The sequence below is a fragment of the Aquimarina brevivitae genome (genome assembly GCF_004216895.1).
GTDB lineage: Bacteria > Bacteroidota > Bacteroidia > Flavobacteriales > Flavobacteriaceae > Aquimarina > Aquimarina brevivitae.
Map to the genome: position 1 here is coordinate 79,792 of NZ_SGXE01000003.1, position 23,630 is coordinate 103,421.

Annotated in this window: 22 protein-coding genes; all 22 read right to left on the reverse strand. The window is 37.1% G+C overall.

Translation table 11 applies throughout. The annotated features are described in order from the left end of the window. Positions 1-3 precede the first annotated feature (3 nt). The 22 genes from ilvN to EV197_RS12790 all read right to left on the reverse strand — a co-directional run bounded on the left by ilvN (position 4) and on the right by EV197_RS12790 (position 23,623). Complete coding sequence (gene ilvN / locus EV197_RS12685; protein ID WP_130287163.1) at positions 4-537, reverse strand: acetolactate synthase small subunit; 534 nt, start codon at positions 535-537, stop codon at positions 4-6. 26 nt (positions 538-563) lie between these two features. Beyond that, positions 564-2,297 carry a biosynthetic-type acetolactate synthase large subunit gene (gene ilvB / locus EV197_RS12690; protein ID WP_130287164.1) on the reverse strand — a complete coding sequence of 578 codons (1,734 nt, stop codon included), beginning with the start codon at positions 2,295-2,297 and terminating at the stop codon, positions 564-566. 80 nt (positions 2,298-2,377) lie between these two features. After that, positions 2,378-4,054, reverse strand: coding sequence for a dihydroxy-acid dehydratase (ilvD, locus tag EV197_RS12695; protein WP_130287165.1), 1,677 nt, complete (start codon positions 4,052-4,054; stop codon positions 2,378-2,380). 556 nt (positions 4,055-4,610) lie between these two features. Beyond that, the gene (locus tag EV197_RS12700) at positions 4,611-5,267 is read right to left on the reverse strand and encodes a response regulator transcription factor (RefSeq protein ID WP_130287166.1); all 657 of its coding nucleotides are present in this window, start codon (positions 5,265-5,267) and stop codon (positions 4,611-4,613) included. Between the two features lie 5 nt (positions 5,268-5,272). After that, the gene (locus EV197_RS12705) at positions 5,273-6,055 is read right to left on the reverse strand and encodes a sensor histidine kinase (RefSeq protein ID WP_130287167.1); all 783 of its coding nucleotides are present in this window, start codon (positions 6,053-6,055) and stop codon (positions 5,273-5,275) included. Continuing rightward, positions 6,013-6,717 carry a hypothetical protein gene (locus tag EV197_RS12710; RefSeq protein ID WP_130287168.1) on the reverse strand — a complete coding sequence of 235 codons (705 nt, stop codon included), beginning with the start codon at positions 6,715-6,717 and terminating at the stop codon, positions 6,013-6,015. Before EV197_RS12710 ends, EV197_RS12705 begins: the two co-directional genes overlap by 43 nt. Before the next feature lie 2 nt (positions 6,718-6,719). Further along, positions 6,720-7,124 carry a hypothetical protein gene (locus EV197_RS12715; RefSeq protein WP_130287169.1) on the reverse strand — a complete coding sequence of 135 codons (405 nt, stop codon included), beginning with the start codon at positions 7,122-7,124 and terminating at the stop codon, positions 6,720-6,722. Between the two features lie 236 nt (positions 7,125-7,360). Further along, positions 7,361-8,218, reverse strand: a complete 858-nt coding sequence (locus EV197_RS12720; protein WP_130287170.1) for a 5-oxoprolinase subunit C family protein — start codon at positions 8,216-8,218, stop codon at positions 7,361-7,363. Beyond that, entirely contained in the window at positions 8,215-8,940 is a 726-nt protein-coding gene (gene pxpB / locus EV197_RS12725) for a 5-oxoprolinase subunit PxpB (protein ID WP_130287171.1), read from the reverse strand. Before pxpB ends, EV197_RS12720 begins: the two co-directional genes overlap by 4 nt. A 22-nt stretch (positions 8,941-8,962) precedes the next feature. Next, a complete protein-coding gene (gene pxpA, locus EV197_RS12730; RefSeq protein ID WP_130287172.1) occupies positions 8,963-9,676 on the reverse strand; it encodes a 5-oxoprolinase subunit PxpA in 714 nt (237 codons plus the stop codon). A gap of 31 nt (positions 9,677-9,707) precedes the next feature. Continuing rightward, the gene (locus EV197_RS12735) at positions 9,708-10,922 is read right to left on the reverse strand and encodes an Nramp family divalent metal transporter (RefSeq protein WP_130287173.1); all 1,215 of its coding nucleotides are present in this window, start codon (positions 10,920-10,922) and stop codon (positions 9,708-9,710) included. A gap of 100 nt (positions 10,923-11,022) precedes the next feature. Next, on the reverse strand, positions 11,023-12,369 hold the full coding sequence (locus EV197_RS12740; RefSeq protein WP_242610733.1) for an ATP-binding protein: 1,347 nt from the start codon (positions 12,367-12,369) through the stop codon (positions 11,023-11,025). A gap of 3 nt (positions 12,370-12,372) precedes the next feature. Continuing rightward, positions 12,373-13,191 carry a peptidoglycan-binding domain-containing protein gene (locus tag EV197_RS12745; protein ID WP_130287175.1) on the reverse strand — a complete coding sequence of 273 codons (819 nt, stop codon included), beginning with the start codon at positions 13,189-13,191 and terminating at the stop codon, positions 12,373-12,375. Between the two features lie 86 nt (positions 13,192-13,277). Beyond that, the gene (locus tag EV197_RS12750; RefSeq protein WP_130287176.1) at positions 13,278-13,883 is read right to left on the reverse strand and encodes a hypothetical protein; all 606 of its coding nucleotides are present in this window, start codon (positions 13,881-13,883) and stop codon (positions 13,278-13,280) included. Continuing rightward, entirely contained in the window at positions 13,870-14,418 is a 549-nt protein-coding gene (locus tag EV197_RS12755; RefSeq protein ID WP_130287177.1) for a hypothetical protein, read from the reverse strand. The genes EV197_RS12750 and EV197_RS12755 overlap by 14 nt, the downstream gene beginning before the upstream one ends. Further along, positions 14,419-14,847 carry a tetratricopeptide repeat protein gene (locus tag EV197_RS12760; RefSeq protein ID WP_130287178.1) on the reverse strand — a complete coding sequence of 143 codons (429 nt, stop codon included), beginning with the start codon at positions 14,845-14,847 and terminating at the stop codon, positions 14,419-14,421. Then, on the reverse strand, positions 14,847-15,266 hold the full coding sequence (locus EV197_RS12765; protein ID WP_130287179.1) for a tetratricopeptide repeat protein: 420 nt from the start codon (positions 15,264-15,266) through the stop codon (positions 14,847-14,849). Before EV197_RS12765 ends, EV197_RS12760 begins: the two co-directional genes overlap by 1 nt. Positions 15,267-15,297: 31 nt before the next feature. Then, positions 15,298-19,890: an eCIS core domain-containing protein gene (locus EV197_RS12770; protein ID WP_130287180.1), complete on the reverse strand. Its 4,593-nt coding sequence runs from the start codon at positions 19,888-19,890 to the stop codon at positions 15,298-15,300. A gap of 12 nt (positions 19,891-19,902) precedes the next feature. Next, positions 19,903-20,247, reverse strand: coding sequence for a hypothetical protein (locus EV197_RS12775; RefSeq protein WP_130287181.1), 345 nt, complete (start codon positions 20,245-20,247; stop codon positions 19,903-19,905). 1 nt (position 20,248) lies between these two features. Beyond that, positions 20,249-22,162: an eCIS core domain-containing protein gene (locus tag EV197_RS12780; protein ID WP_130287182.1), complete on the reverse strand. Its 1,914-nt coding sequence runs from the start codon at positions 22,160-22,162 to the stop codon at positions 20,249-20,251. A gap of 21 nt (positions 22,163-22,183) precedes the next feature. After that, positions 22,184-23,053, reverse strand: coding sequence for a DUF6734 family protein (locus tag EV197_RS12785; protein WP_130287183.1), 870 nt, complete (start codon positions 23,051-23,053; stop codon positions 22,184-22,186). Between the two features lie 9 nt (positions 23,054-23,062). After that, on the reverse strand, positions 23,063-23,623 hold the full coding sequence (locus tag EV197_RS12790) for a hypothetical protein (protein WP_130287184.1): 561 nt from the start codon (positions 23,621-23,623) through the stop codon (positions 23,063-23,065). Positions 23,624-23,630 lie beyond the last annotated feature (7 nt).

Below are 23,630 nucleotides of genomic sequence, written 5' to 3' on the forward strand. Positions count from 1 at the left end.
TCTTTATACTGTTTGCGAAGCGAATTTTTCTAAGATGGAAGATATATGCATCTTATCTTTTGTTACTGCAATTCTTCCTGATCGGGTAAACTGCATTAGCCCGTAAGGTTCTAATTTAGAATATAGGGCATCGACCTCTCTTCGTCTTCCGGTTTTTTCAATGACAAAAAACTCTGGAGTAACTGTAACAATATTGGCATTGCTGTTTTTTATGACATTTTGTATCTGTCGTTCTTCAAAAAGTAATTTAGAAGCTACTTTGAATAAGGCTGTTTCCTGATAGATAATCTCCTCTTCTTTATGATAAAAAGCCTTAATTACTTCAATCTGTTTTTCAATTTGACCGACAATCTTTTTGACCTGTTCCTCGGTTACTTTAATGGCTATGGTAAACCGAAAAACATCTTTAATTTCAGATTGAGAAGCGGTCATACTGTCTAAATTAATATGCCGTTTTAAAAAAATAGCGGATATTCGATTCAGTAATCCAATATTGTTTTCTGTATATACTGATATGGTGAAATTTTCTTTGTCCATTATAATTGGTATATCATTCTTTAATATTATTCTAGTCGGATATCGGATACGGAGCTGCCTGTCGGTATCATCGGAAAAACATTATTTTCTTTCTCTACACAAACTTCCAGGAAATAAGGTCCTTGATGTTGTATCATTTCTTGTATTGCCTCTTGCAAATTGTTTCGCGCAGTTACCTTTTGTGCTTTGATATGATATCCTTCTGCAATTTTTACAAAATCAGGATTGATCATTTCTGTAGAAGCATAGCGCTTATCAAAAAATAATTGTTGCCATTGGCGAACCATTCCTAGAAAATCATTGTTTAGTACCACTATTTTTACAGGTACTTGAGTTTGAAAAATCGTACCCAACTCTTGTATAGTCATTTGGTAACCGCCGTCACCTATAATAGCCACGACCTCTCTATCTGGTGCGCCCATTTTTGCTCCGATAGCGGCTGGTAAAGCAAAGCCCATTGTACCTAATCCACCGGAGGTTACGTTGCTCCTGGATTTTTTAAACTCAGCATAACGACACGCTATCATTTGATGTTGTCCCACATCCGACACGATGATGGCATCACCAGCAGTTTCTTGATTGATTCCCTTTAGTACTTCGCCCATCGTTAACCCATCTTTTTCAGGATATAGTTCTTCTTTGATTACCTTATCAAATTCGATTTTATCGTGGGCTCTAAATTCTTCAGTCCAAGACTGGTGTTCATTGGGTTTGACTAATGGTAAAATCTCTTTCAGCGTATGCTTAACATTACCCATCACCGCAATATCCACAGGAACATTTTTATTTACTTCAGAAGGATCAATTTCAAAATGAATAATTTTTGCTTGTTTGGCATAGGTATCCAGCTTTCCGGTAACCCGATCATCAAATCGCATTCCGATGGCTAACAGCACATCACATTCATTTGTCAATTTATTGGGTCCATAGTTTCCGTGCATCCCCACCATACCAACATTAAGTGGATGCGATGTTGGCAATGCCGATAATCCTAAAATAGTCCAGGCCGCAGGAATACCCGTTTTTTCTACAAAATCTTTAAGTTCCTCTTCGGCTTCCCCTAGAATAACGCCTTGACCAAATACGATCATTGGTTTTTTAGCTTCATTGATGATTGCAGCTGCATTTTGTAAACTATCTGGAGTCGTTTCAGGAATAGGAATATAACTTCGTATCCCTTTGCACTTTTCATACACAAAATCAAATTCGCCAAATTGCGCATCTTTGGTAATATCCACCAATACCGGTCCTGGACGACCTGATCTGGCAATGTAAAAGGCCTTTGCGATAACCTCTGGAATTTTTTCAGCTTTAGTAACCTGACAATTCCACTTGGTTACCGGAGTAGAAATACCGATAATATCAGTTTCTTGAAATGCATCCGAACCTAGTAAGTGTGAACCTACCTGACCCGTTATACACACCATGGGTGTAGAATCGATCTGCGCATCGGCAATACCCGTAACAAAATTAGTTGCTCCCGGTCCGGATGTAGCTATAGCCACCCCGACTTTACCACTAGCTCTGGCATATCCCTGTGCAGCGTGAGTCGCTCCTTGTTCGTGACGAGTTAATACGTGATGAATTTTATCCTGAAACTTATACAACTCATCATACACCGGCATAATCGCACCACCAGGATATCCATAAATCAAATCGACCCCTTCTGCTAGCAAACAACGAATTACTGCCTCTGCACCTGTAATACGTTCTGTTGTTACTTTTTCCTTTTGTCGTATGGTTTGCGTGTGTGTTTCCATAAAATAATCACTTCAAGATTAAAGAATCATAGGTTTTGCCTACGCTTCATATTTGGTTCTTTTTATTACCTTTTCTATTGTTAAAATTCATCAGTTACACAACCTCTTGATGCTGATGATACTGTATGAGCATATTTGTACAATACACCTCTATTAAATTTTAAAGGAGGTTGTTTCCACTTTTCTTTTCTTTTTTGCAGTTCCTGATCACTTACATCAACTGTTATGGTATTTGTTTCCGCATCAATGGTGATCTGATCACCATCTTGTATCAATGCTATGGTTCCTCCTTCTTGCGCCTCGGGTGTGATATGTCCTACTACAAATCCGTGTGTACCTCCGGAGAATCTACCATCGGTAATTAAAGCAACATCTTTACCTAAACCTGCACCCATAATAGCGGCTGTCGGTTTTAACATCTCTGGCATTCCAGGTCCTCCTTTAGGCCCTTCGTAGCGAATTACTACCACATCACCTTTAGCTACTAATCCTTTGCTGATCCCTTCATTGGCTTTATACTCCCCTTCAAATACTTTGGCAGTACCCGTAAAACGCAATCCTTCTTTACCAGTAATCTTAGCAACACAACCTTCTGCTGCCAGATTGCCAAATAAGATTCGTAAATGACCCGAAGGTTTTATTGGATTTTCTAAGGGTTTGATTACTTCTTGTCCTTCGGTTAAATCAGGTACGTCGAGCAGATTCTCTGCTAAAGTTTTACCGGTAACGGTTAAACAGTCTCCGTGAAGCAACCCTTTTTTAAGCAAGTATTTGAGCACTGCGGGTATTCCACCTATATTATGCACATCCTCCATCAAATATTTACCACTTGGTTTTAAGTCTGCCAAAAATGGTGTTTCATCACTGATTCGCTGAAAATCCGCCAATGTAAATTCTACATCTGCGGCTCTGGCAATGGCTAAAAAATGAAGTACTGCATTTGTGGAGCCCCCAAGAATGGTTATCAATCGAATTGCATTTTCTAAGGACTTCTTGGTTACAATATCTTTGGGTTTAATATCTTTTTCTAACAACAACCGCATAGCACTACCAGCAGCAATACTCTCTGCTTCTTTTTCATTGCTTATCGCGGGATTTGATGAATTGTAAGGTAGCGACATACCTAAAGCTTCAATAGCAGAAGCCATGGTATTGGCGGTATACATTCCTCCGCAGGCGCCAGCACCTGGACACGCCTTTTCTATTACATTTTTATATTCATTTTGGGTAATCGTTCCGGCTACTTTTTCTCCCCAGGCTTCAAATGCTGAAACCACATCTAATTTTTTTCCTTCGTGGCATCCTGAAGCAATAGTACCTCCGTAAACTAAAATAGAAGGTCTGTTCAATCGTAGCATAGCCATCAGCGCACCTGGCATATTTTTATCGCAACCTACCACGGTTACCATTCCGTCATAAGACATGGCTTGCACTACGGTTTCCATGGAGTCTGCAATTACATCTCTAGACGGAAGCGAGTATCGCATACCCGGTGTCCCCATGGATATACCATCACTCACCCCGATAGTATTAAAAATGAGTCCTACCACATCTTCATTTTCAGTTCCTTTTTTAACCAATTTTGCCAGATCATTAAGATGCATATTGCAAGGGTTACCTTCGTAGCCTGTACTTGCAATACCTACAAATGGCTTTTTAAAATCTTCGTCGGTAAGCCCTATGGCGTGTAACATGGCTTGTGCAGCCGGTTGTGTTTCGTCTTGCGTTATTTGTTTACTAAACTTATTTAATTCCATTTTTTGTACACTATGTGTTTTATCATTGATTTATGTTACATAAGCCTCAATTGACTTACTATACTTTAAATCATAGTTTAAAATTATTCTCTTCTATATAGTTTATGCTTAATTATTAAGTTGACTTACAATATCCAGCTCACCACACTCTGTCATTAACACCTGAAAACCAAATCTTTACACTTATTAATTTTACAACATTTAATAATCAGAAAAGGCTCTAATAACAAAGCTCCCACTTTAGAAAAAGAGGGAGCTTTGTATACTAGTAGTCAATAAGCAACCCTCACGGTGAATTTATCACCACGATAATAATACTAATGACAATGCTACTTAGCTGCTTTCTGTTTTGCTTCATACGAAATAAAAAATCCCTTTACTGAATTAGTAAAGGGATTGAATTGTAATATTAATGAGTACTAATGCCCTTTACCACTGTGAATGAATCACAATAATTCGAATGACATTATTACTATTTAATTGTTTTCTTCTCATTTATAGTAACGAATTACGGAATAAAAAATAAAAGAACCAATATTTTGAGCACTATTTTGTATTACTCGACTTTAAATAAGTTATGCTTCATACAATAGATAACCATTCCCACTCTGGTTTTAACCTGTAATTTTTTAAAAACGGTTTCTCTATAGTTTTCTACGGTTTTAGGACTCAAATGCATTTCATCTGCTATACTTTTATACGTAAGTTCAGAACAGGCATGTTTCAAAAACTCCCACTCACGATCCGTTAATTTTTCTTCGAGCTTTATGGTATTATCTTCTATTTTTTGATCCGAATGTTTGAGAGCGCTTTCGATTTTACTGGAATAATAAAAGCCTTGTTCGATCACCATTTTCATAGCAAACTCAAAATTATCAGGATGAATATCCTTTAATAGATATCCTCGGGCTCCTGCACGCAACATTTTAATGATTGTTTCTTCATCATCTTCCATGGTCAGCGCCAATACTTTTTGCTCTGGCTGATGTTCCTTTAACCATTGCATCGTTTGTATTCCATCCATTACCGGCATTTTTACATCAAGCAACACTACGTCAGGTTTTTTTCTCTTATGGAGATAGTATCGAGTAAGTTCTTTACCATTTTTGAGTATTTCTAATACTTCATACCCATCTAATTTTGATATTAAACTCTCTAATGATTGTGCAAATAGCAGGTGATCGTCAACTATAACTACCGTTTTATTTTTCATAAAATTTAAACTTCGTTATTAAAAGGATACTTTAGTGAAAGTTCTACTCCCTGATCAGGAGCTGTCTTATATGTTAATGTTGCATTTATAAGAGCTGCTCTACTTCTCATATTGAGCAGACCCGAATTAGCCTGTACATTATCCATTTCAAAACCAACACCATCATCCTTTATGGTTATGGTAAAGGAATCTATAGTATACTCTAAATGTACAAAAAGATTTTCAGCCTCAGCGTGTTTTATCGTATTGGAAAAGAACTCCTGTACAATACGATATAAAATTATTTCATCCTTGGCATTAACGGTTTTAGTATCTCCAGTAACTGTGAAATGTGTATTGAGAAAATTCAACTTTTCAAAACGAGCCAATTCTGTTTGTATGGATTTTTCGATACCTATATTTTGAATAACTTCGTGATTTAAGGTTTTAGAGAGACTTCGAATCTCCTGAAGGCTATCACCAACCAGCGTACGCACATCCTTTAAAGCTTCTGTTCCTTCTTCGCCAAGCGAATTGCCTAAGATATTGATTTGCATCACTGCTGTAGATAGGAGCTGTCCGATATTGTCGTGTAACTCCCAACTTACATTTTTTAGCGTTTGCTCCTTGATCTCCAATTTAGAATTTTGCAGTTCCTCTTCAAATTGTTGTTCTGCTTTAATTTTGTCTACCAGTAATTTGTTTTTACGACGTTGGAAAGCGATAAAAAACACAATACCAAAAATCACAAAAAAGAATATGATTACTACGAAGTAAATGATGAGTAAGATTTCTTCTTTTTCGAGCATATGATGAATCCAATTATATAGCAAGTATACATAAAAATATTGGCTGCTGTCAATATAAATCTATAAACCTGAATAAACTCAGGACTTCTTTTCTCATAATATTGACCGTATATAAAAATAGGATTCACTACCACATGGAAGACCAATGCACCAATGGAAATATAAAACGGCAAAAATTTATAGAAGTTTAAAATGGTTTCACTTTGTAAAATTTGTAAGTAAAATAAGATGATTAGGCTTACCAGCAAGAATGTACCAATAATAAGTCCAAATAAGGATGGTGAATCAAAAAAACTACCTGAAAAGACTAAATAAATGATCGCAGATAAGACAAATCCTATCGTTAGGCTTTTACTGATTCTTTTTATGGTCAAAGATTCAATATAATGCGTAAAAAAAGAAAGATAAAACGAGAAACTTATCAGATCAAATAAATTATAAGCCCATTGATTTTCTGCTAAAAAAGATTCTCTTAGAAATGCTAATGTTTTATAGTTACCTATTAAAGTCGGCAACCATCCGAAAGTAGTGTCAAAAATAGCAATAAACCATAAAAAGTAAACAAAATATCGAGAAAAGCGATCTTCTCGATATTTTTGTATATACATAGTTCCAACAACTGCCGCTACTATCTCCAATAAGTTAATAATTAATAAAAACATTATTAATAATCATTCGGCGGATGACCTGTTCCTCCACGATTAAATGGTTCGATGCTATAATTCACAGGTTCGTCTGTCCCGCCATCTTTCCCGGCTGCTCCAGGGCGTGATCCTGTGGGCGCCAAAAATAAAGTACTCAATCCTTTCTTATTATCACATTTTGAAGGGCAATAGGCTCCTAAATGAAAACGGATACCTGGATTTTCGATTCCTTGTTTTTTGGACTCTTGCTTTACATATGCTAGGTATTCTTCTAGCTCCTCTACACTCCACCAAAAGTCGCGGGCATCTTCAAAACCCATCTTCTTTTTTAATCCCTGGGATCTGGTATCACACCAATTTTTCTGAAGTTCTTTTGCTTCATCTTTGGAGATGCATTTTTTGGGTTTGGGTATTTCGTTAGGCATAGTTTATAGTTTTATAAGTTAATTGAGCTAAGATATCTAAAAAACTTTAACATTTACAAATGGTGCCCTTCTGCTTGTCTAGCTAAATCAAGCCCAAAAAGATCGTTAATTATTTTAATATAAATGGATTACCGCGGAATAGGGTTATTGACCCTACTATTAAAAAAAGGGGGAATTCCCCCCTCAGCCTATCTGGGATTTTCCCCTTTCATCTTATTACTTTAAATTGTATTGATTTAAAATTGTTGTAATTCAAACTCTAATTGTGTACCAGAAGGCGTTTGAGCAATCGTATTAATTGCTTTTTCTGAAAGTTGTAAAACTCTCGGATATCCACCAGTGGTTTGGGCATCCCTCATCAGTACCACTAAAGTACCATCTGGTGTTAATTGGACCGTTCCTGGTAACACGGGTGAGGTAATTATACCGGAAAGATCATTATCTAATTTTTCTTGTAGTTGAATCCCCATTCTACTTCGGGTTTGTCCTATTGTGAATTTAGAAGTCATTAACTTTTGTTGTTGGCTTTTGGATAATTGATCAAATTCTGGTCCTGGAAACACATGAATAACCCCATCTTGTTCCTCATCCAATTGGGGAATCACTCTTGTGGCTGTGGAAGTCAAATCCTTTAGAGTTTTAAAAGGCAGTATCGTATTTTTTTGACAAGAAGGTATTTCGGTTATACCGTTATAAAACGATTTGCTATTTAGTACGTCAGGAGATTGAAATCCATTTAGTATTCCTACATATCCATACACTAAATTCCTACACGGTTTAAACGACAACACATCCCCTTTTTGAACTTCCATTACCGCACTATACTTAATCACTTTGTTATTTAGCATTGGAAATAAGGAAGCGCCTGTTAAACTTATTTTAGCCGTATCGTTGAATTGTAAAACTGGTGGCAATAACGTCCATTCTAAAACTGCATCGTTCTTTAGATTATCTAAAAGCGTATTGGATAATTGCATAGCATATTGATCCATGGCACCACTAACCGGAACTCCATATTCTGAATAACCAAATCTACCTAGATCTTGTATGGATGTAAATAATCCCGGTTTAAGAATTGTTATCGTGCTCCTCATAACTTAACCGACTTTAAATCGTATGTTCCTTTTTTAATCTTAGTGAAAATATCGCCATACTGTTCTAAACTAATCGCGACATATTTAATTTGATCACCAGGTTGAATAAAACATGGTGGTCGTCTGTCTTTATCAAACAATTCAACAGGAGTTTTACCAACAACATGCCAGCCACCTGGGCTATTACTTGGGTATATTCCTGTCTGCTGTCCACCAATAGCTACAGAGCCTTTTTCTACTTTCAAATTAGGAGTTTGCTTTCGTGGAAAATGCAACTTGGGGTCCAAACCTCCGAGATATAAAAAACCGGGTAAAAAACCAATGAAGTAAACCTGATAGGTAGGAGCTGTATGCAAAGCAACAAATTCATCTACAGACAACTTTTTTTGATTACAAAACGACAACAAATCTGGTGAAAGCTCATCCTCATAACAAACTGGAATCTCCCAAAGGTGATTTTGAAGATTTTCAGCTACACCACAAGTCTCATATATCGATCTTAAAGCTGAAATCTCACTATAGACATCCTTTATCGTTGAAGTATAAAAAATTAACAACGAGTTATATGTTGAAGTTATTTGAACAATTACTTTATCCTTTTTTATTTTTATGCTATTTTTAAACAAAAGTACATCCTCGAGGATATTTTTATCAATTCGAGAAGGCCATGCTACTAAAATTGCTCTTTCTGAATACTGTTTATATTTTAATTCGTAAGTCATTTTTTTTGCAAACTATCCAGTGTTACTTATTCAAATTCTGTTGAAGATATTTTAGAATCTCAACACTATTTTGGTGGTCCCCATGAACACATAAAGTGTCAAATGAAATTGATTTTTCAGAACCCGTAATTGTCCTGACCACACCCCTATTTATCATGTTATTGACGTGAATTAAAACTTCATTAGGATCAGTTAGAATTGCACCTGGTTTTGACCTGGACACCAATGTCAAATCCTCCTCATATGCCCTATCTAAAAAAGCCTCATACTTCACCTTCAAAACACCCTTTGCAAGGGTATCTAATATTCCATTTTTTTGCGTTACTATATATAAACTTTTATCGACATTTTGAACAGCTTCAAGAATTGCATTCGCAATTGAAGTTTCTTTTACTGCCTGATTGTATAATGCGCCGTGAGGTTTTACATGTATCATTTTTACACCTTGCTCTTCCGCTTTTTTAGCAATCAATTGTATCTGATCTGTTAAAGATTGTACAAGCTCTTTATAAGATAAGTTCAACTTAATTCTTCCAAAATTTTCTTTATCTGCATATCCAGGATGGGCACCAACCTGTACCTTATTTCGTTTTGCTAAGGCAATGGTTTTTTCAACTTCCTCTTCGCTTCCTGCATGTGCTCCACAAGCAATATTGCACCAAGAAATCAATGGCATAATATCCTTATCATTTACAGATCCTTCTCCCACGTCTGCATTAATAATTATCATTTTCATTCCTGCATTTTTATCATAAAATTCCTACACGCTAAAAAAATACTAGCCCTATACTTCTTGCGCCTAAAAAAAGTGTTATACACACCACCAAAATTGCCAATACATTTTGAGCAAGTGTGTTGGTATAGTTACCCAAAATTTCTTTCTGATTCATTAACCAAACTAGTAAGATGGCTACAAACGGCAATACAATTCCGTTAGCTACTTGTGCAAACTGAATGATCAATATGGGTTTTATTCCAAGTGACGAAAACAACACTCCCGAGAGTAATACTAATATCCAAATCCATCTAAACCGCCATGCTTTAAGATTTGGGCTCCAACCTAAACATCCGCTAACGACATAGGCCGTAGCCAAGGGTGCTGTAATTGCAGAGGTAATTCCTGCAGCAAATAATCCTAAAGCAATAATGTATTTGGCATTGGTACCAAATAAGGGTTCTAAACTCCTAGCCAGATCAGTAGCATTACTGACTTCTTGACCTTCTAAAGCTGCGCCACAAATAATTATCGCTAAAGAAACCAATCCCCCCAATACTATTGCTATTATGGTATCTCTTCGTACAAAGTGTATATCTGTAGTGTTTTTCCATTTTTCCTTAATCACTGCGGCATGTAAAAACAAATTATAGGGCACCACAGTGGTACCAATTAAAGCAACGATGGCTAAAATTTGTGATTCATTGAAGTGAGGCACGAAGCCGCTAAAAATTGCCGCTAAATCAGGCTTGAGTAATATAACAGTGCCTAAAAAACAAAGACTCATACCGATTACCAAAGTAATAAGTCCTTTTTCAATGATTTTATAATTGCCACTAATCAAAATTCCAAAAGCAAAAAGACCAATAAGCGGACTTAAATAGTTTAACTCCAAATTCCAAAAAGTAATCGTAGTATCAGGTATCACTATTTCTAACCCTAGTACTCCACCACTGATATTGCCCGCTTCATAAGCTGCATTACCTATAAAAATTGCCATAAAAACGAGGGATATTATAGACCAGCGTAGCACTTTATTCGTAAAAAGTGTGCCAATAACTTCACCTAATCCTTTTTGGGTAACCAGTCCTAACCGTGCTGACATTTCTTGGAGCACCAAACAAAAGGCTACAGATAAGAGCATAGCCCATAGTAAGGAATATCCAAATTTAACTCCTGCCAAAATACAAACAGTTACAGTGCCTGGTCCAATAAAAGCAGCGGTAACCAATATTCCTGGTCCAAAATTAGACAACCATTTTTTCATTTACATTGAGGTAAATAGATTAGTTTACCTTAAAATTATGTAAACGAAATAGGTTTACAGGAATAATGTTAATAACAAGTACAAAAAGTTTATAACCCGTTTAAATGGTTATCATTTTACCTTCTTTTAAGTACTCTTTTTTGATACCTGTTAAAATACTATTTAGATGGATTTGTTCGTGTTCTTCCGCCATTGTTCTTAGGCAAGCAAACTGAATTACATTGATGATGTTTGCACCGGTTAGTGCATATTTCTTTGCTAAGTCTTCGAGATTGACCTCTTCTTGCAGTTCGACACCAGCCGGTAAATTCTTTTGCCACAACAATACCCGTTCTGCGTACGATGGATTTTCAAACTCAACAATGGTTTGAAATCTACGAGTAAACGCAGTATCAATATTGTTTTTAAAATTCGAAGCTAAAATTACTAAACCTGGATGCGACTCGATACGTTGGAGCAGATAGGAAACCTCTTGGTTGGCATATTTGTCGTGTGCATCTCTGACATTGGTTCTTTTACCAAAAATAGCGTCAGCTTCATCAAAAAACAAAATCCAGGATTTGTTTTTGGCTTTATCAAAAAGTCTGGATAAATTCTTCTCCGTTTCTCCGATATATTTTGATACAATCATGGAAAGGTCAATTCGATACACATCTTCACCAGTATACTTGCCTAAAAGTGTAGCAGTAAGTGTTTTTCCGGTACCCGGAGGTCCTGAGAAAAGAATTCGATATCCTGGTTTTATGCGAGATTTCATTTTCCAGTCGTTAAGTACTTTGTCATTGTATTTCAACCAAGCTTCAATTTCTTTGATATGTGTTAAGGTTTTTTGCTGCAACACTAAATCATCCCAAGTCAATTGCGTTTCGATCCGTTCGGCAGGAAATTGCTTACTCAAAACCGGACGTAGAATCTTACCAGACAGAAACAGCTCTACAAACTCTTGTTCTAATACCAATTTACCACTCATTATTGGTTCGCCAAAAGGTACGGTATCCAAACTCACCACAGCTAATTTACCCAAAGTACTCTCTGGTTCAAAAAGTGTCGCTGTTTTGATTCTTTCCTTTAAGTTTTTACCCGCTAAAATAAATTGTACGGTCTCCCCCGTAGGAATTATCCCTCTATGATTTTTTCCTTTTACGCCACCAAACTCTGGTAACTCTCCACCTGAAGGAAAAAATGAGGTGATGATATCAATAAAGAAATAAGGAGCAATATGAGGAACTAGAGCGATTAGCAGAATAATAACCTCATCTTTGCTCAAATTATGCTTCTTTGCAAACTTTGCAAAAGAAGAATTATCGTCTATAATGGAATCAAAAAGCGGTTGTTCCACTTCTTCATTGGTATATTCTTTTTTGAGTCTATATTCAATAACCTCTCGTAAGTAAGATATTTTACTATCGAAATGAATTTGAGTTGCCTCTGTCGCTTTTTCCATCATTATTTATATTAAAGGTGCTATTGAAAATACATCAATTTTTGATCGCATCAGATTCCTGGTTCTTTTCATTACTGCAATACCGTTTCTGGAACCTTGAAAATTAGTGTTCCCTTCGATGGTTTCGATTACTTCTCCGAATACTTGGGTTATGATCCCAGTGTGGGTCCAATCAAACTTTGACTTTTGGGTTAAGAAAATATCTCCTGGCTGCACCAAGGATAAGTCTTGCCTTATCTGCTGATGACGGGATAGGATTCCTTTTTGTAACCCTGTTGTTCCTACTGTATCACAACTGTAAGTTAAAGGCATTAGATCTTTGAAATTTTTACCGATTGAGCTAGCTGCCTGATCAACTACGGCTTGTACAAAGCCCATACACCAAAACCAGGGGTTACCATCATTACCATCCATATAACTGCGCACCCAGGGACCGGAATTAGATTGTCCTTTAATATCCAGTTCAAACGGATGATTGTTAACATGGTTCTCAGCAGCTTCAACTACTAAAGATCGTAAGTCGTTACTTTGTAATGGAGTTTCAAAAGCATTTTTGAGATTAACCGAAAGAGTATCAAATACAACTTGATCAACTATACCGTTTTGCTGCAGCCCTTGTATTTTTTGGAAATTTTGTACTGCTCGTTCCGTTGCTGGGCCAAAATCTCCATCAATACCCGTAGCCGTAGCACTGTTTGGATTCCAGATATTGAACAAACATAGCCAGGACTGAATCTTCATTACATCCTTTCTATTATTATCTGCACCGTTTCTTTGTTGCGTATTTTTTAACAGGAGCTCTTTTTTATACCAGTCTTTTTTCATTTTATTTATTTAAAATTTAAAATACATCATCTCCGCAGCTAAAAAAAGAGTTAAAAACCCCATTTTTGAGTTAATTCTTTCTATTGCTATCTTTTATCATATTGGTACCTCAACGCTCTGTTAGCAATATGGTTATTTATTTGTTTAATATTGTGTAAACATTCTTCGGCTTCACTTCCACTTACTATTTGTTCAGAGGCCAAGAAAGATTGAAGAAGTTGTTCTATTAACAACTTCCATTCGGCAATAAAATGTTCTCTATTGATTTTAATCACTGATAAACTGTTCAACGCATTTTGATGGCCTCCATCAACTCTGATGAAACTGGATTTTATAGATAACATACTATCCTTAGTTGAAAAAGACCAGAGAGCTTCAAAAGTTTTGGATTTAAGCTCACTATGCCATTGCTCTGTATTATTTACTATTATTTGGTTCAAAATTTCAATAATATTAGCGACCAAGTCAGGTAGATCTTCAGTATATGACCACCTAAAGGGGATTCCATTCCAAAGCACCACACAATACTCTTTAGTATTTTTAAAAATGGAGCTGTACATTGTCTTGATATCAGGAAATGTCTTTTCTAATTTTTCAACCCCTTCTACATATCCAGGTTGTAGTATAAAGGTGGTTAGATCCTTACCAACAATAGTATAATCATATATTTCTTTTGTATTATGCGTTGACATATAGCTTTCCGTATCCTTTAATTGAATTTTCTACTTGTTTGAGTAGTTCTAATTTTCTGTTTTCGGTATCTTGTTTTATCGTAACTTCTCCTTGCTGCAGTACTTCTATAAATTGTTTTAATAGTGTATTCCATTCAAACAAAAAGGATTGCTTAGAAATAGTAATAGAATTTTTAGTGTTTAGTACTTCTACATACTTCGAATATAGTTCTTCATGGGCTTCAAACAACGCATCTATCTCTAATCGATCATCCTTCCAAAATAATTTCAACGTAATCTTCATTACTTGATTTGTCAAAGTAGCTTTGGTTTTTCCTTCCTTTTCCTTTTCTAACATCCAACACATCGCTAAAATTTCATTGAAACAATGATAAAAGTCCTCCCTGTACCGAAAACGGATAGGAATGCCATCCCAAAACAGAAAACAGCTTTCTTCATTGGTATGAAACAGTTTTAAAAAGGCATCGTTTACCTTTTCAATTTCTATTTGTCCATGGTCAATTATTTTAGGATGCCCTAGCTGTAGTTGAATCATTCAGGATAAATTAAATTTTGATTTCAAATATTTAAAATACTTGTTGTCTTCGCTTTTAAAAATGTCTTCACCTTCAATCATATAAGCTCTTAACAAATAATCTTCTGTTTTAACTGAGTTATCTGTTTCATAATAACACTGGCCCAATCTTAAATTTATAAATGGATTTTCAACTCCACCAGGGCAATTGTATGCATCTAATAAATTAGTTAAAGCATTTTGATAATCCTGTAACATAAAAAAAGAGTCTCCAATGGCTGTGTATATCCAAGTGCTTGTTTCCCATCTAGTTTTAGGAATTGGAACTAAGTTTAATGCTTCTGAATAAAGTTCTATGGCCTTAAGATAATATTGATCCTCAAAATAGGATTCAGCTTTACCTGTTAGTTCTATTATACTGGCATATAATTCGTCTTCTAATACTTCCATTATTTTCCTTTAAAAAATTTAAAATAGTCAAGATTTTTTTCGCCTTTCCAAACTCTACCATCAGATTTTTGATCCGCTACTTTAAATTTTTCTTTTGCCTCTTCTTTATTATTTTTTTGATATAGAACTTTTGCTAGCATAAACTCACTTTCGCCATAATCTCTACCCGGATCACATTGGTTAAAAATTTTAGCCCAATCTAAAGCATTATCAAATTGATTTTGGTTAAAGTACACGTGTGTTAAATATTTTGATATTAAAAAACTATCACTCCATTTATATTTAGGTTCTGGAAGTAATTCCCACGCTTCTTTTAAGGTTGATATTGCATTTTGAATATTATTTGGATCGAATCCACTCATTGCTTTATCAATAAGTCCATCCACTTTATCCTTCAATTCACTTTCTAATTGTGCCATTTTTAGTTTTTAATTTAAATATAATTCTTTTTTATTCTATTGGTGGCAAATATCTACTTGTTGTGCTACCACCCATATGCCTATTGTAGCCATAATGTTGTAATTCATAATTGTTAGAATCTCTCATCCACTCTAAAATTCTGGGATGTCTCGGTCCTAATTCTCTACCTGGTGGAATTCCATTTAATGGGTCACCATCATTCCAGAAATCAACTGCATCAATTGGGTGATGTCCCATATCTGCATCATCAATGTCAAACCAACCATCTTCAATTGTACCATCCGCCCTTCTAATAGGTCCATAAACCTCCTCTTTCCCCGTCAAAGGATTATCTCGAAGCCTACCTTGTGCTCTCATCCTATCCTTCACTTCGGTTCCTATGGAAGAAGATTTTTGAGGAGTACTTCCCATATACTCACTTCTTCTACTAGTAGAAGCATTTGGATCACGGAATCTTCCAGATTCAGGATTTAATTCTAGGTTAGGATTATTAACATCTTCTAAAACCGAATCGATATTTCTGCTTCCACTTGGGTTAGCATCATTATAGGCTCTTAACTGTTGTGCTTGCGTGGCGTTTATATCGCCATTATCCAATCTCCTTTGTATCTCTGCTTCAAAGTCTCTCTGTCTTGGTGTATGATTAGGATTGGTTTGTGGTGTCTGCGTTTGTGGAGTTTCCGTTTCTAGAACCTCATCTGTATTTTGTGTTCTACCTTCAGATTCTGCAATATCTCGTTCGGCATCTCTACGAGCAGCCTCAATATTTTCTGGAGTATCATCTAATGCTCCTTGTTCTCTAAGAATTCGATCGTTATCATCAATCATGGCCCTTACATCATCTGGTAGCTCCGAATCTGCGATACCGCATTCTTGAGCGGAGAAGCGACACCAACCGTTACCATCTCGTCGACGTCTGTAGGTATGTCCATTAGACTCAATTTCAATATCATGAGTTGCATGATAAGGAGAATCAGGATCAATGCCTCTCGGCTGATTGTTGGCTGTTTCTTCTAAATCGATTCTTCTTTGCTCTGGCGTCATCTCATCCAGATTTCTTGTCCTATTGTCCGCCAAGATATCTTGTCTACGCGAATTAGGCATGTCCACATCTAAGTCAGGACCTCCACCTCTAAAAAAGCGTTGAATTTTTTGCTTAAATGAAACCAAGCCCTGACGCCCTGCTCCAAATAATCTGCGTGCTCCACGTGCCGCTCTTCCTGGTAAACTTGCTGCTGCGGACAAGCCTTCTCTGGCACCATTAATAGTTTGTCTTGCAAAGGCACCAGGTGACCTGGGTACATTAGCCATAAAATCACCACTACTTAAACTAGGCCCCATTTTCACCGCTCCTACTCCTTCAACTACGGCCATAGCTCCTTGGAATCCGTCAGTGGCATTTTGCTTCATCTGCTCGGTGTTACCAAACAATTCTCTTGCTGTTGTAGCTGTGCCTGCGTCGTGAAGATTTTTAATATAAGCCAGACTATTAAAATATACAGAAAGGGACCCTGATATGATAGCTCCCCAACCGGCATAAGTCATCACCGTACCCATCCAACCTATTACAGGAGCCGTTATCGGAGAAAGCGTACCCCAAGATATAATGGTTAACGCTACCATTAGCGCGGTGATCATACCTGCAATACCCAAAATTGAAGAAAATATCATAGCCAGTCCGGTGGAGATATCCGCTGCTACCTGTAATAAATTACCTAAAGGATCCTGTTGCCAAGCTTCTGCGTTGAATATATTAGCAACTCCGGTGAATGTCTTTTCAAAACCTCCAACTACTCCTTCTAGTGCCATTGCCGGATTGACCATTCCTATTAACATATCCCTACCCATTTGTAATACGTTAATATTCTTAATGTCATCCGTTATGGATTCTCCAACCAAGCGCTCTGCCAATTGTTGTTGTTGTTCCTGTGATAGGAAATTCATATTTTGATCAGCAATATCCAATACACCACTAACCCTTGCATTTCGCTGTTGGTCTACTTGCTGTATTTGTGGTGCTCTCGGATCTGATGGGTCTGGTCCAACGCCTAAAGCATCAGCTGCCATAGTTCCATAATCGCCTGCAACCGCTTCCATACCTCCACGAACAACTGCGCTTTGAGCTCCGGAAATAGCTTGATTAACTGCTCCGAGATCTACCCGAGTTCTAGCACCTTCTGTCGCGTCAGTTCCATTATCCGGTGCAGAAGTAATCATGCGATCTAAGGTAGCCATTAAACCAGTCTTTTCTTCCTCCGACATCTGAGAGATCTGTTGCTCTTGTTCTTCATCGGACATACCTGCTAAATCATAAAGCTGTTGTTCCTCTGGTGTTACATCGGGTTCCTGCTGAGCTTGCTCTTCTTGTATTCTTTTCTCTGCATCTTCTTTACTCTCAATAGAAGCCATACTGGATAAATACTCGTCTTGTAGTGCATTGAGCTCTTGCTCCATTACTATTGACGCAGCGATTAATTCTTCCCCTGATTGAGCGGTCCGACGAGAATGCTGCCTAATTAATTCAGGTCCTGGACCAGCATTCTCAATACTGATATTACTTGCTTCATTAGCAGCGTTCATCTCAGTTACCCTGCCGTCAATCTGAGTAATGGTATTGTCTGTTTCCTGGATAGAACCTTCAGATTGTTGATTGTCTTGAGCAGCTACTTCCGCATCTTGTCCATACTGTCTTGCGCGTTCACCAGTTTGTGTAATCGCCTGGTCCATAGATTGCGCTCCTTGCGCTGTTTGGTCCATCTCTCCACTTTGCTGTTCGGCATCTGCTCTGGCATCAGGATCATCTGGTATTTCACTTTTGCTTTGGCTAGCCTTGGAATCCGCATCACTAGCCAAGGCAGATGAGTCTTCTTTTCCACTATCCGCCTCTTGAGCTAAACCAGGCGCTTCAGCAGCTACAAACTGTTGTCTTTGTTTACTTTCGTCTAAGGCTTGTTTTGATTTTTCTGAGATTTCTTTACGTTCTGTATTCTGCTCTTCGGTTTTTTTGGTTCCTTCTTTTGCAAGTGCCAGATCCTCTCTCTGCTTTTCTAAAACTGCATCTAATCCGTGAGAATGAATTTCTTTTTCAGCAGCATGCCTTTTCATTTCGTAGCCTTTTTCTCGAAGCATCTCCCCGATATAACCAAGACCTCTTACTTGAGTATCTATAGTTCCTTGTCGTGGTAACGCCTCCCCTGCACTATCTACAGGAGCTTCCATGTTAGGCTGCTGAAAAGGTTGTGGCTCTGCAGGTATTTCTACAGCTAATGCAGCCTGTTCTGCTTGTTGTGCCCGTTGTGCAGAGGATTCTGCTTGTGACATATTAGATTCAGGTGCAGGTTCTACTTCAGCTGTATCTCCTTCACCAGGCTGGGCTTCTTCAGAAAGTTGCTGATCCATTTGTTCTTTTTGTTCAGCTATTTTGGCTTGTGCTTCTCCGCCTCTGTCTACAGGAGGAGTAGTTACACCCTCAGACTGAACCTCTCCTTTTTCCTGGTGTACCTCTCCTCTTGGTGGGTCTTTCTTTTCGTTTTTTTCTTCGTCGCTTAAATCATCTTGATTTTTTACGTTATCGTCATTATTTATTTTACTGTTCGACTTTCCTTCTACTTCCTGTCCGTCATTAGGTTTTTCTGGTTTACCCTCAGGGCTTGCTTTTTTTTCTGTAGGTGTAAAGCGTTGTATAGAAGTGCCAGATGCTCCTTGTTGAACCGTATGTGTCAATTCATGAGCTAGTAAATGTTTCCCGGTACTACTATCTGGATTATACTTACCTTCATTAAAATAGATATCATTACCGTGGGTAAATGCGTGTGACCCTAAGTCTTTATTCATTTGAACAGCAGTAGCATCGGTATGAACCTTTACCTTACTAAAATCAGTGCCAAAGCCAGCGTTCATTTCATTTTTAGTAGTACTTGATAGAGATTGACCTCCACCTTTTGAAGAACTTAATGTATTCTCTATACTGCCGGTATTACTAGCTGATGAATTATCTTCTTTTTTGGTTTGCACAGCAGGAGACTCCTTCTCCTCTTTTTTTTCTTTTTTAACCGTTGGTAGCTGAATAGTATTAGTTAGTGGTTCTCCTTCCTTGGAAGTCTCTTCTTTTCCTCCTTCTGTTGTTTCATTTTCCAAGGATTGTTCAGGAAGTGCTTCTTCCTCCTTCTTATCTGATGTTTCCTCAGGAACTTGTGGAAGTTCTATTTTTCCTTTTCTTTGTATAGTTTGAACTTCCTTTTTTTGAACGTGCTCTTCTTTTTCACATTCTGCACATTTTTCCTGTATCTGCTCTTCTTCAGAGCTTTTTTGAACCAAAGGAGATATCGATTCAACTAAAGGTTTTTGTTGAATGTCGACTTGTTTACCTGCCCCTTCTTCTACTTCATCAGTGTTTTTTCTTTGAATTGTAGGATTAGGTGAAATGAAGGATGTACTTGTTGGTTCATTTGTTTTTGCGACTACCTGATCCGCAACTCGGTCCGCTTCTTGTTCGTATTTGTCATTTGATTTTCCAATGGAAAGCTTAGGCTGTACAAAGGCTTCTTCTGAATTAGAAGTCATAAATGCAGATGTTCTACTTTGAGAACCAGAAGATTTATTTGAATTAGAAGCCTTAAACATTATCTACCTTTATTAATTAACTACGGTTATTTTATTTGTATCTATTATTTGGTTATTGATTTTCAAAGCAAGTTGATAATTGCCGGTAGATGAAAATATAGCTTCTCCTAATGGCCATACAACTTTTTCTGATTTTCCAGATTTTATTTTGATACTTAAATACGTACCATTCTGAACTGTAAGATCCCAGGCAAAACTTCTCTTATTATTTACATATAGTTGAAGTTTTGAAATATCAAAAGTTAACGTTTCGTTTGTATTATTAGTCATTATTATCCCTATTCTGAACGTATTTAATTCTGATTTAGAAATTTTATCGCGGTTATTTATCAATTCTATTTTTATCCCATTATCCATATCAAAACACGAAATTACTTACGGTTCTTAGTACGAAGGCTCCGTTTTTTGTTATGATGGTCGTGCCATTGGGTAACATGGTAAATGCTTGTACCGTATTTGTAAACACTCTACCTCGAGCATCTGGCTCACCGTCTATTTTATATTTATTTGGTATTACCCACTCAAATGTTCCGAAACTAAAGGGTGGGTTAGCACCTGTTTGCTCTGCGTGATCAAAAAGCCCAGCGTTATTATCATTAAAACCTAAATAATTAGGATTAGGGTTATGAAACAAGGTAGCAGCACCAAACTGACTGTAATAACCTGAAATGTTAGTTGCTGGGCCAGGTTCTTCAAACCACATCGTTCTCCCCAAATTTACATTCATAGGTTGTACAGAAACATTAAGAATCATACATGCTCCTGCAGATCCCGCTGGTATTGCGTGCCTATTGCCAACCACCATATTTAAACCATTAGGGGGGACTACAGTAAAAGGAATTACTTTTGTACCTCCCGGAGTTGTAATTGTTACTGTTGGGCTTGATGCAATAGGAGGTGCTTCCCATACCACATTAGCTCCATTATTCCCTCCTATTATATGTCCATCAGAAACTGACCAAGTGCCGGCTGTACTAGCAGTTAATCTCACTCGTTCTCCTACACCTACTGTTTTCCTTGTATCGCTTGTACCATCAGGAGCAGACTTAATTGTTTGCGTTGTTACCGTTGGCGGAGTTGTTGGCGGGGGATTTACCGGAACCGCGGGTGGTAAAGAAGGTGCGCCGCCTGAGAACAAACTGTCCAAGGCGGACATTGTGCTTGGTCCTAATACACCATCAACTCCTAATGATGAAGCCCGTTGAAAATCACGTAGTGCATTACGGGTTTCACTTCCAAACTTTCCATCTACACCAAATCTAGGAAGTGGAAAGCCTGCATCAACTAATGCTTGTTGCATCAGGGAAACTGCCGCACCATTATCCCCTTTTTTTAATGTTTTTTCATTATCCAGACATGCCTCTAAATCAAGATTACCAGAAAATCGTGCCGCCGTTAAGTCATTACCGTCGCCAATGGTAAACTGTAATTGACTTGGCACCATACCCTCTTGTTGAATAGTGTGTGTAAGCTCATGCGCCAAAAGATGTTTTCCTTCACTGGAATTAGCATCAAATTTATTTTTATTAAAGTAAATATCTGTGCCATTTGTAAATGCTTGGGCCCCCATCTGCTTCGTCATATCTTGAGCTTCAGACCCGGTATGTATATGAACATCACTAAAATCCGCACCAAATCCGGTTTCCATTTCTTTTTTTGTACTATCTGGTAACCTACTTCCTTTTCCTTTACTATTTCCTAATTGTGATTCTACACGCTGTGATGGATTCGTTGGTGAATTGGCTTTTGCCTGAACTGTTTCCTCTTCTTCTGCTTTTTGCTGTATGGATTCTTCCTCTTCTTTGGTTTGCGCCACCTCTTCTTCTTCCTGCTTCTGGACGGGTTCTTCTTCCACTTTGGTTTGAGCCATTTCCTCTTCTTCTGCTTTCTGAACAGGTTCCTCGTCTTTCTTAGTTTGGGCAACCTCCTCTTCCTCTTGTTTTTGAATTGGTTCCTCTTCTTCCTTGGTTTGCGCTAACTCTTCTTCCTCTTGCTTTTGAACGTTGCCTTCTTGCTCTTTGAACATACTAGTCTGCACCAAAGGAGTTACGGAAGCTGCTAATGGTTTGGCTTGCACTTCTTCTTCATTAGCATCTTTTTTTTGTAACGCTCCATCTGATGTTTTGGAGGTTTGATTGACTACAGCATCAGCCATTTTATCTGCTTCCACTTCATATTTATCACCAGGCTGACCTACCTTCAATTTTGGTTGTATGAAAGGTCTTTCCTGTCTGGATTCTTTTCCTTGTCGTTTTCTTCTAAAATGTCTCATGCTAACCGATATTTAGTACTTCTAGGCAACATTGCCATTTACCTGTTGCTTTGGAATTACTTTATGTTTTTCTAAAGCAATTTTGACCTGAGCATACCAATAGGGAAAAATTCTATATAAACGATGCTCTATTTCCTGTTCAATCTTGTGGTGATATTTCTTTAAGCCAAATAGATGGCTATAGCCTATATCTTTTGCGTTAGTAGCATGTTGGTTTACGTTATACCCCCTTAAAACCACATTGGGTTTTACTCGATAATGGTCTAAGAGACAAGCCAAATTATATTGCTCTATGACAATACAAGGTTCATATCCTTTAATTTTGAAAGGAGTAAAATCAGTCCTGTTTTCAAGATACTGACGTTCAACTTGATAATAGGCATTTACAAATTTGTTTCGTAATGAAAGCTCATTGAACCCAAGAACTCCACAACTATATGAGTGCCCCAAGTCGGGATTCCAATATGGCATATGACTACAAAGTGGATTAAAAAAATCTAATTGAGGCTTATAATGTATAGTATACCCTCCTTCTCTTCGCTCTAGCAGCACTTTATTAAAATTAAAATCAATCTTTTTCTTGATAAACACATCATTATCCAGATGCACAAAAGGTACATTTTGTCTTTCTATTGCGTGAATTTTAGCTCTTACCCATACTTCTTTATCAGGCTCAATATTCATTTTCGTCACTCTACAAGGGAGCATATATAAAAACTTATAGGCTGTTTTATCTACAAAAAGCTCAATATCCTTATACCATAGATGTGCATACAACACACTCAGAGCGGTCATATATATTGTTTCCTTAAGCTTATTTCCCATATACCAACGGTTGTTGACCAAAGGATATGCATCTAAACTGAATATGATTTTTGGTTCGTTGTGCATGCTTGAGTTTTATAATGAGTTTTTCTCCTTTAGAAATTCGATATTGTTATACAAAGAAGCTTTTCTACTGTGCTTGTATAATCGCTTCCACTCATACTTTTCTCCCATATTTTTAGAGGTTAGTAAAGGAATTTGATTGTTGTGAAATTTCTTCATTTCCTCAAATGAGGCGTGATATACTATTGTACCTAATAAAGGAGATTTTGTTAACCGAATAGGACCAAAATTCCTTTTGAAATAGTCTATATGAACCCTTCGTTCATTGACAAAATATTCAGATACAAAGACCTCTTTTACTTTATCATTTTGATAAAAACTACATCTAAATTTTTGTAAGTCGCTCTGGTCTTTGATTGGTTCTAAATCTTCTTCGTTTTCAAAAATGATATCCAAATCGTTAACTGGCATTTGATAATATTGTCTCAAATTAAGGTAATCCGCTACTCCTCCAACAAAAGCAATTTTAGATATATCAAGTGTATTAAGCACAAAGTTTATAGTCTCCTTTTGCTCTTGATAAATATATTGGTGATCTAATTCTAGAATTTTATCTATAGGTTCTTTAATCATAATGTTT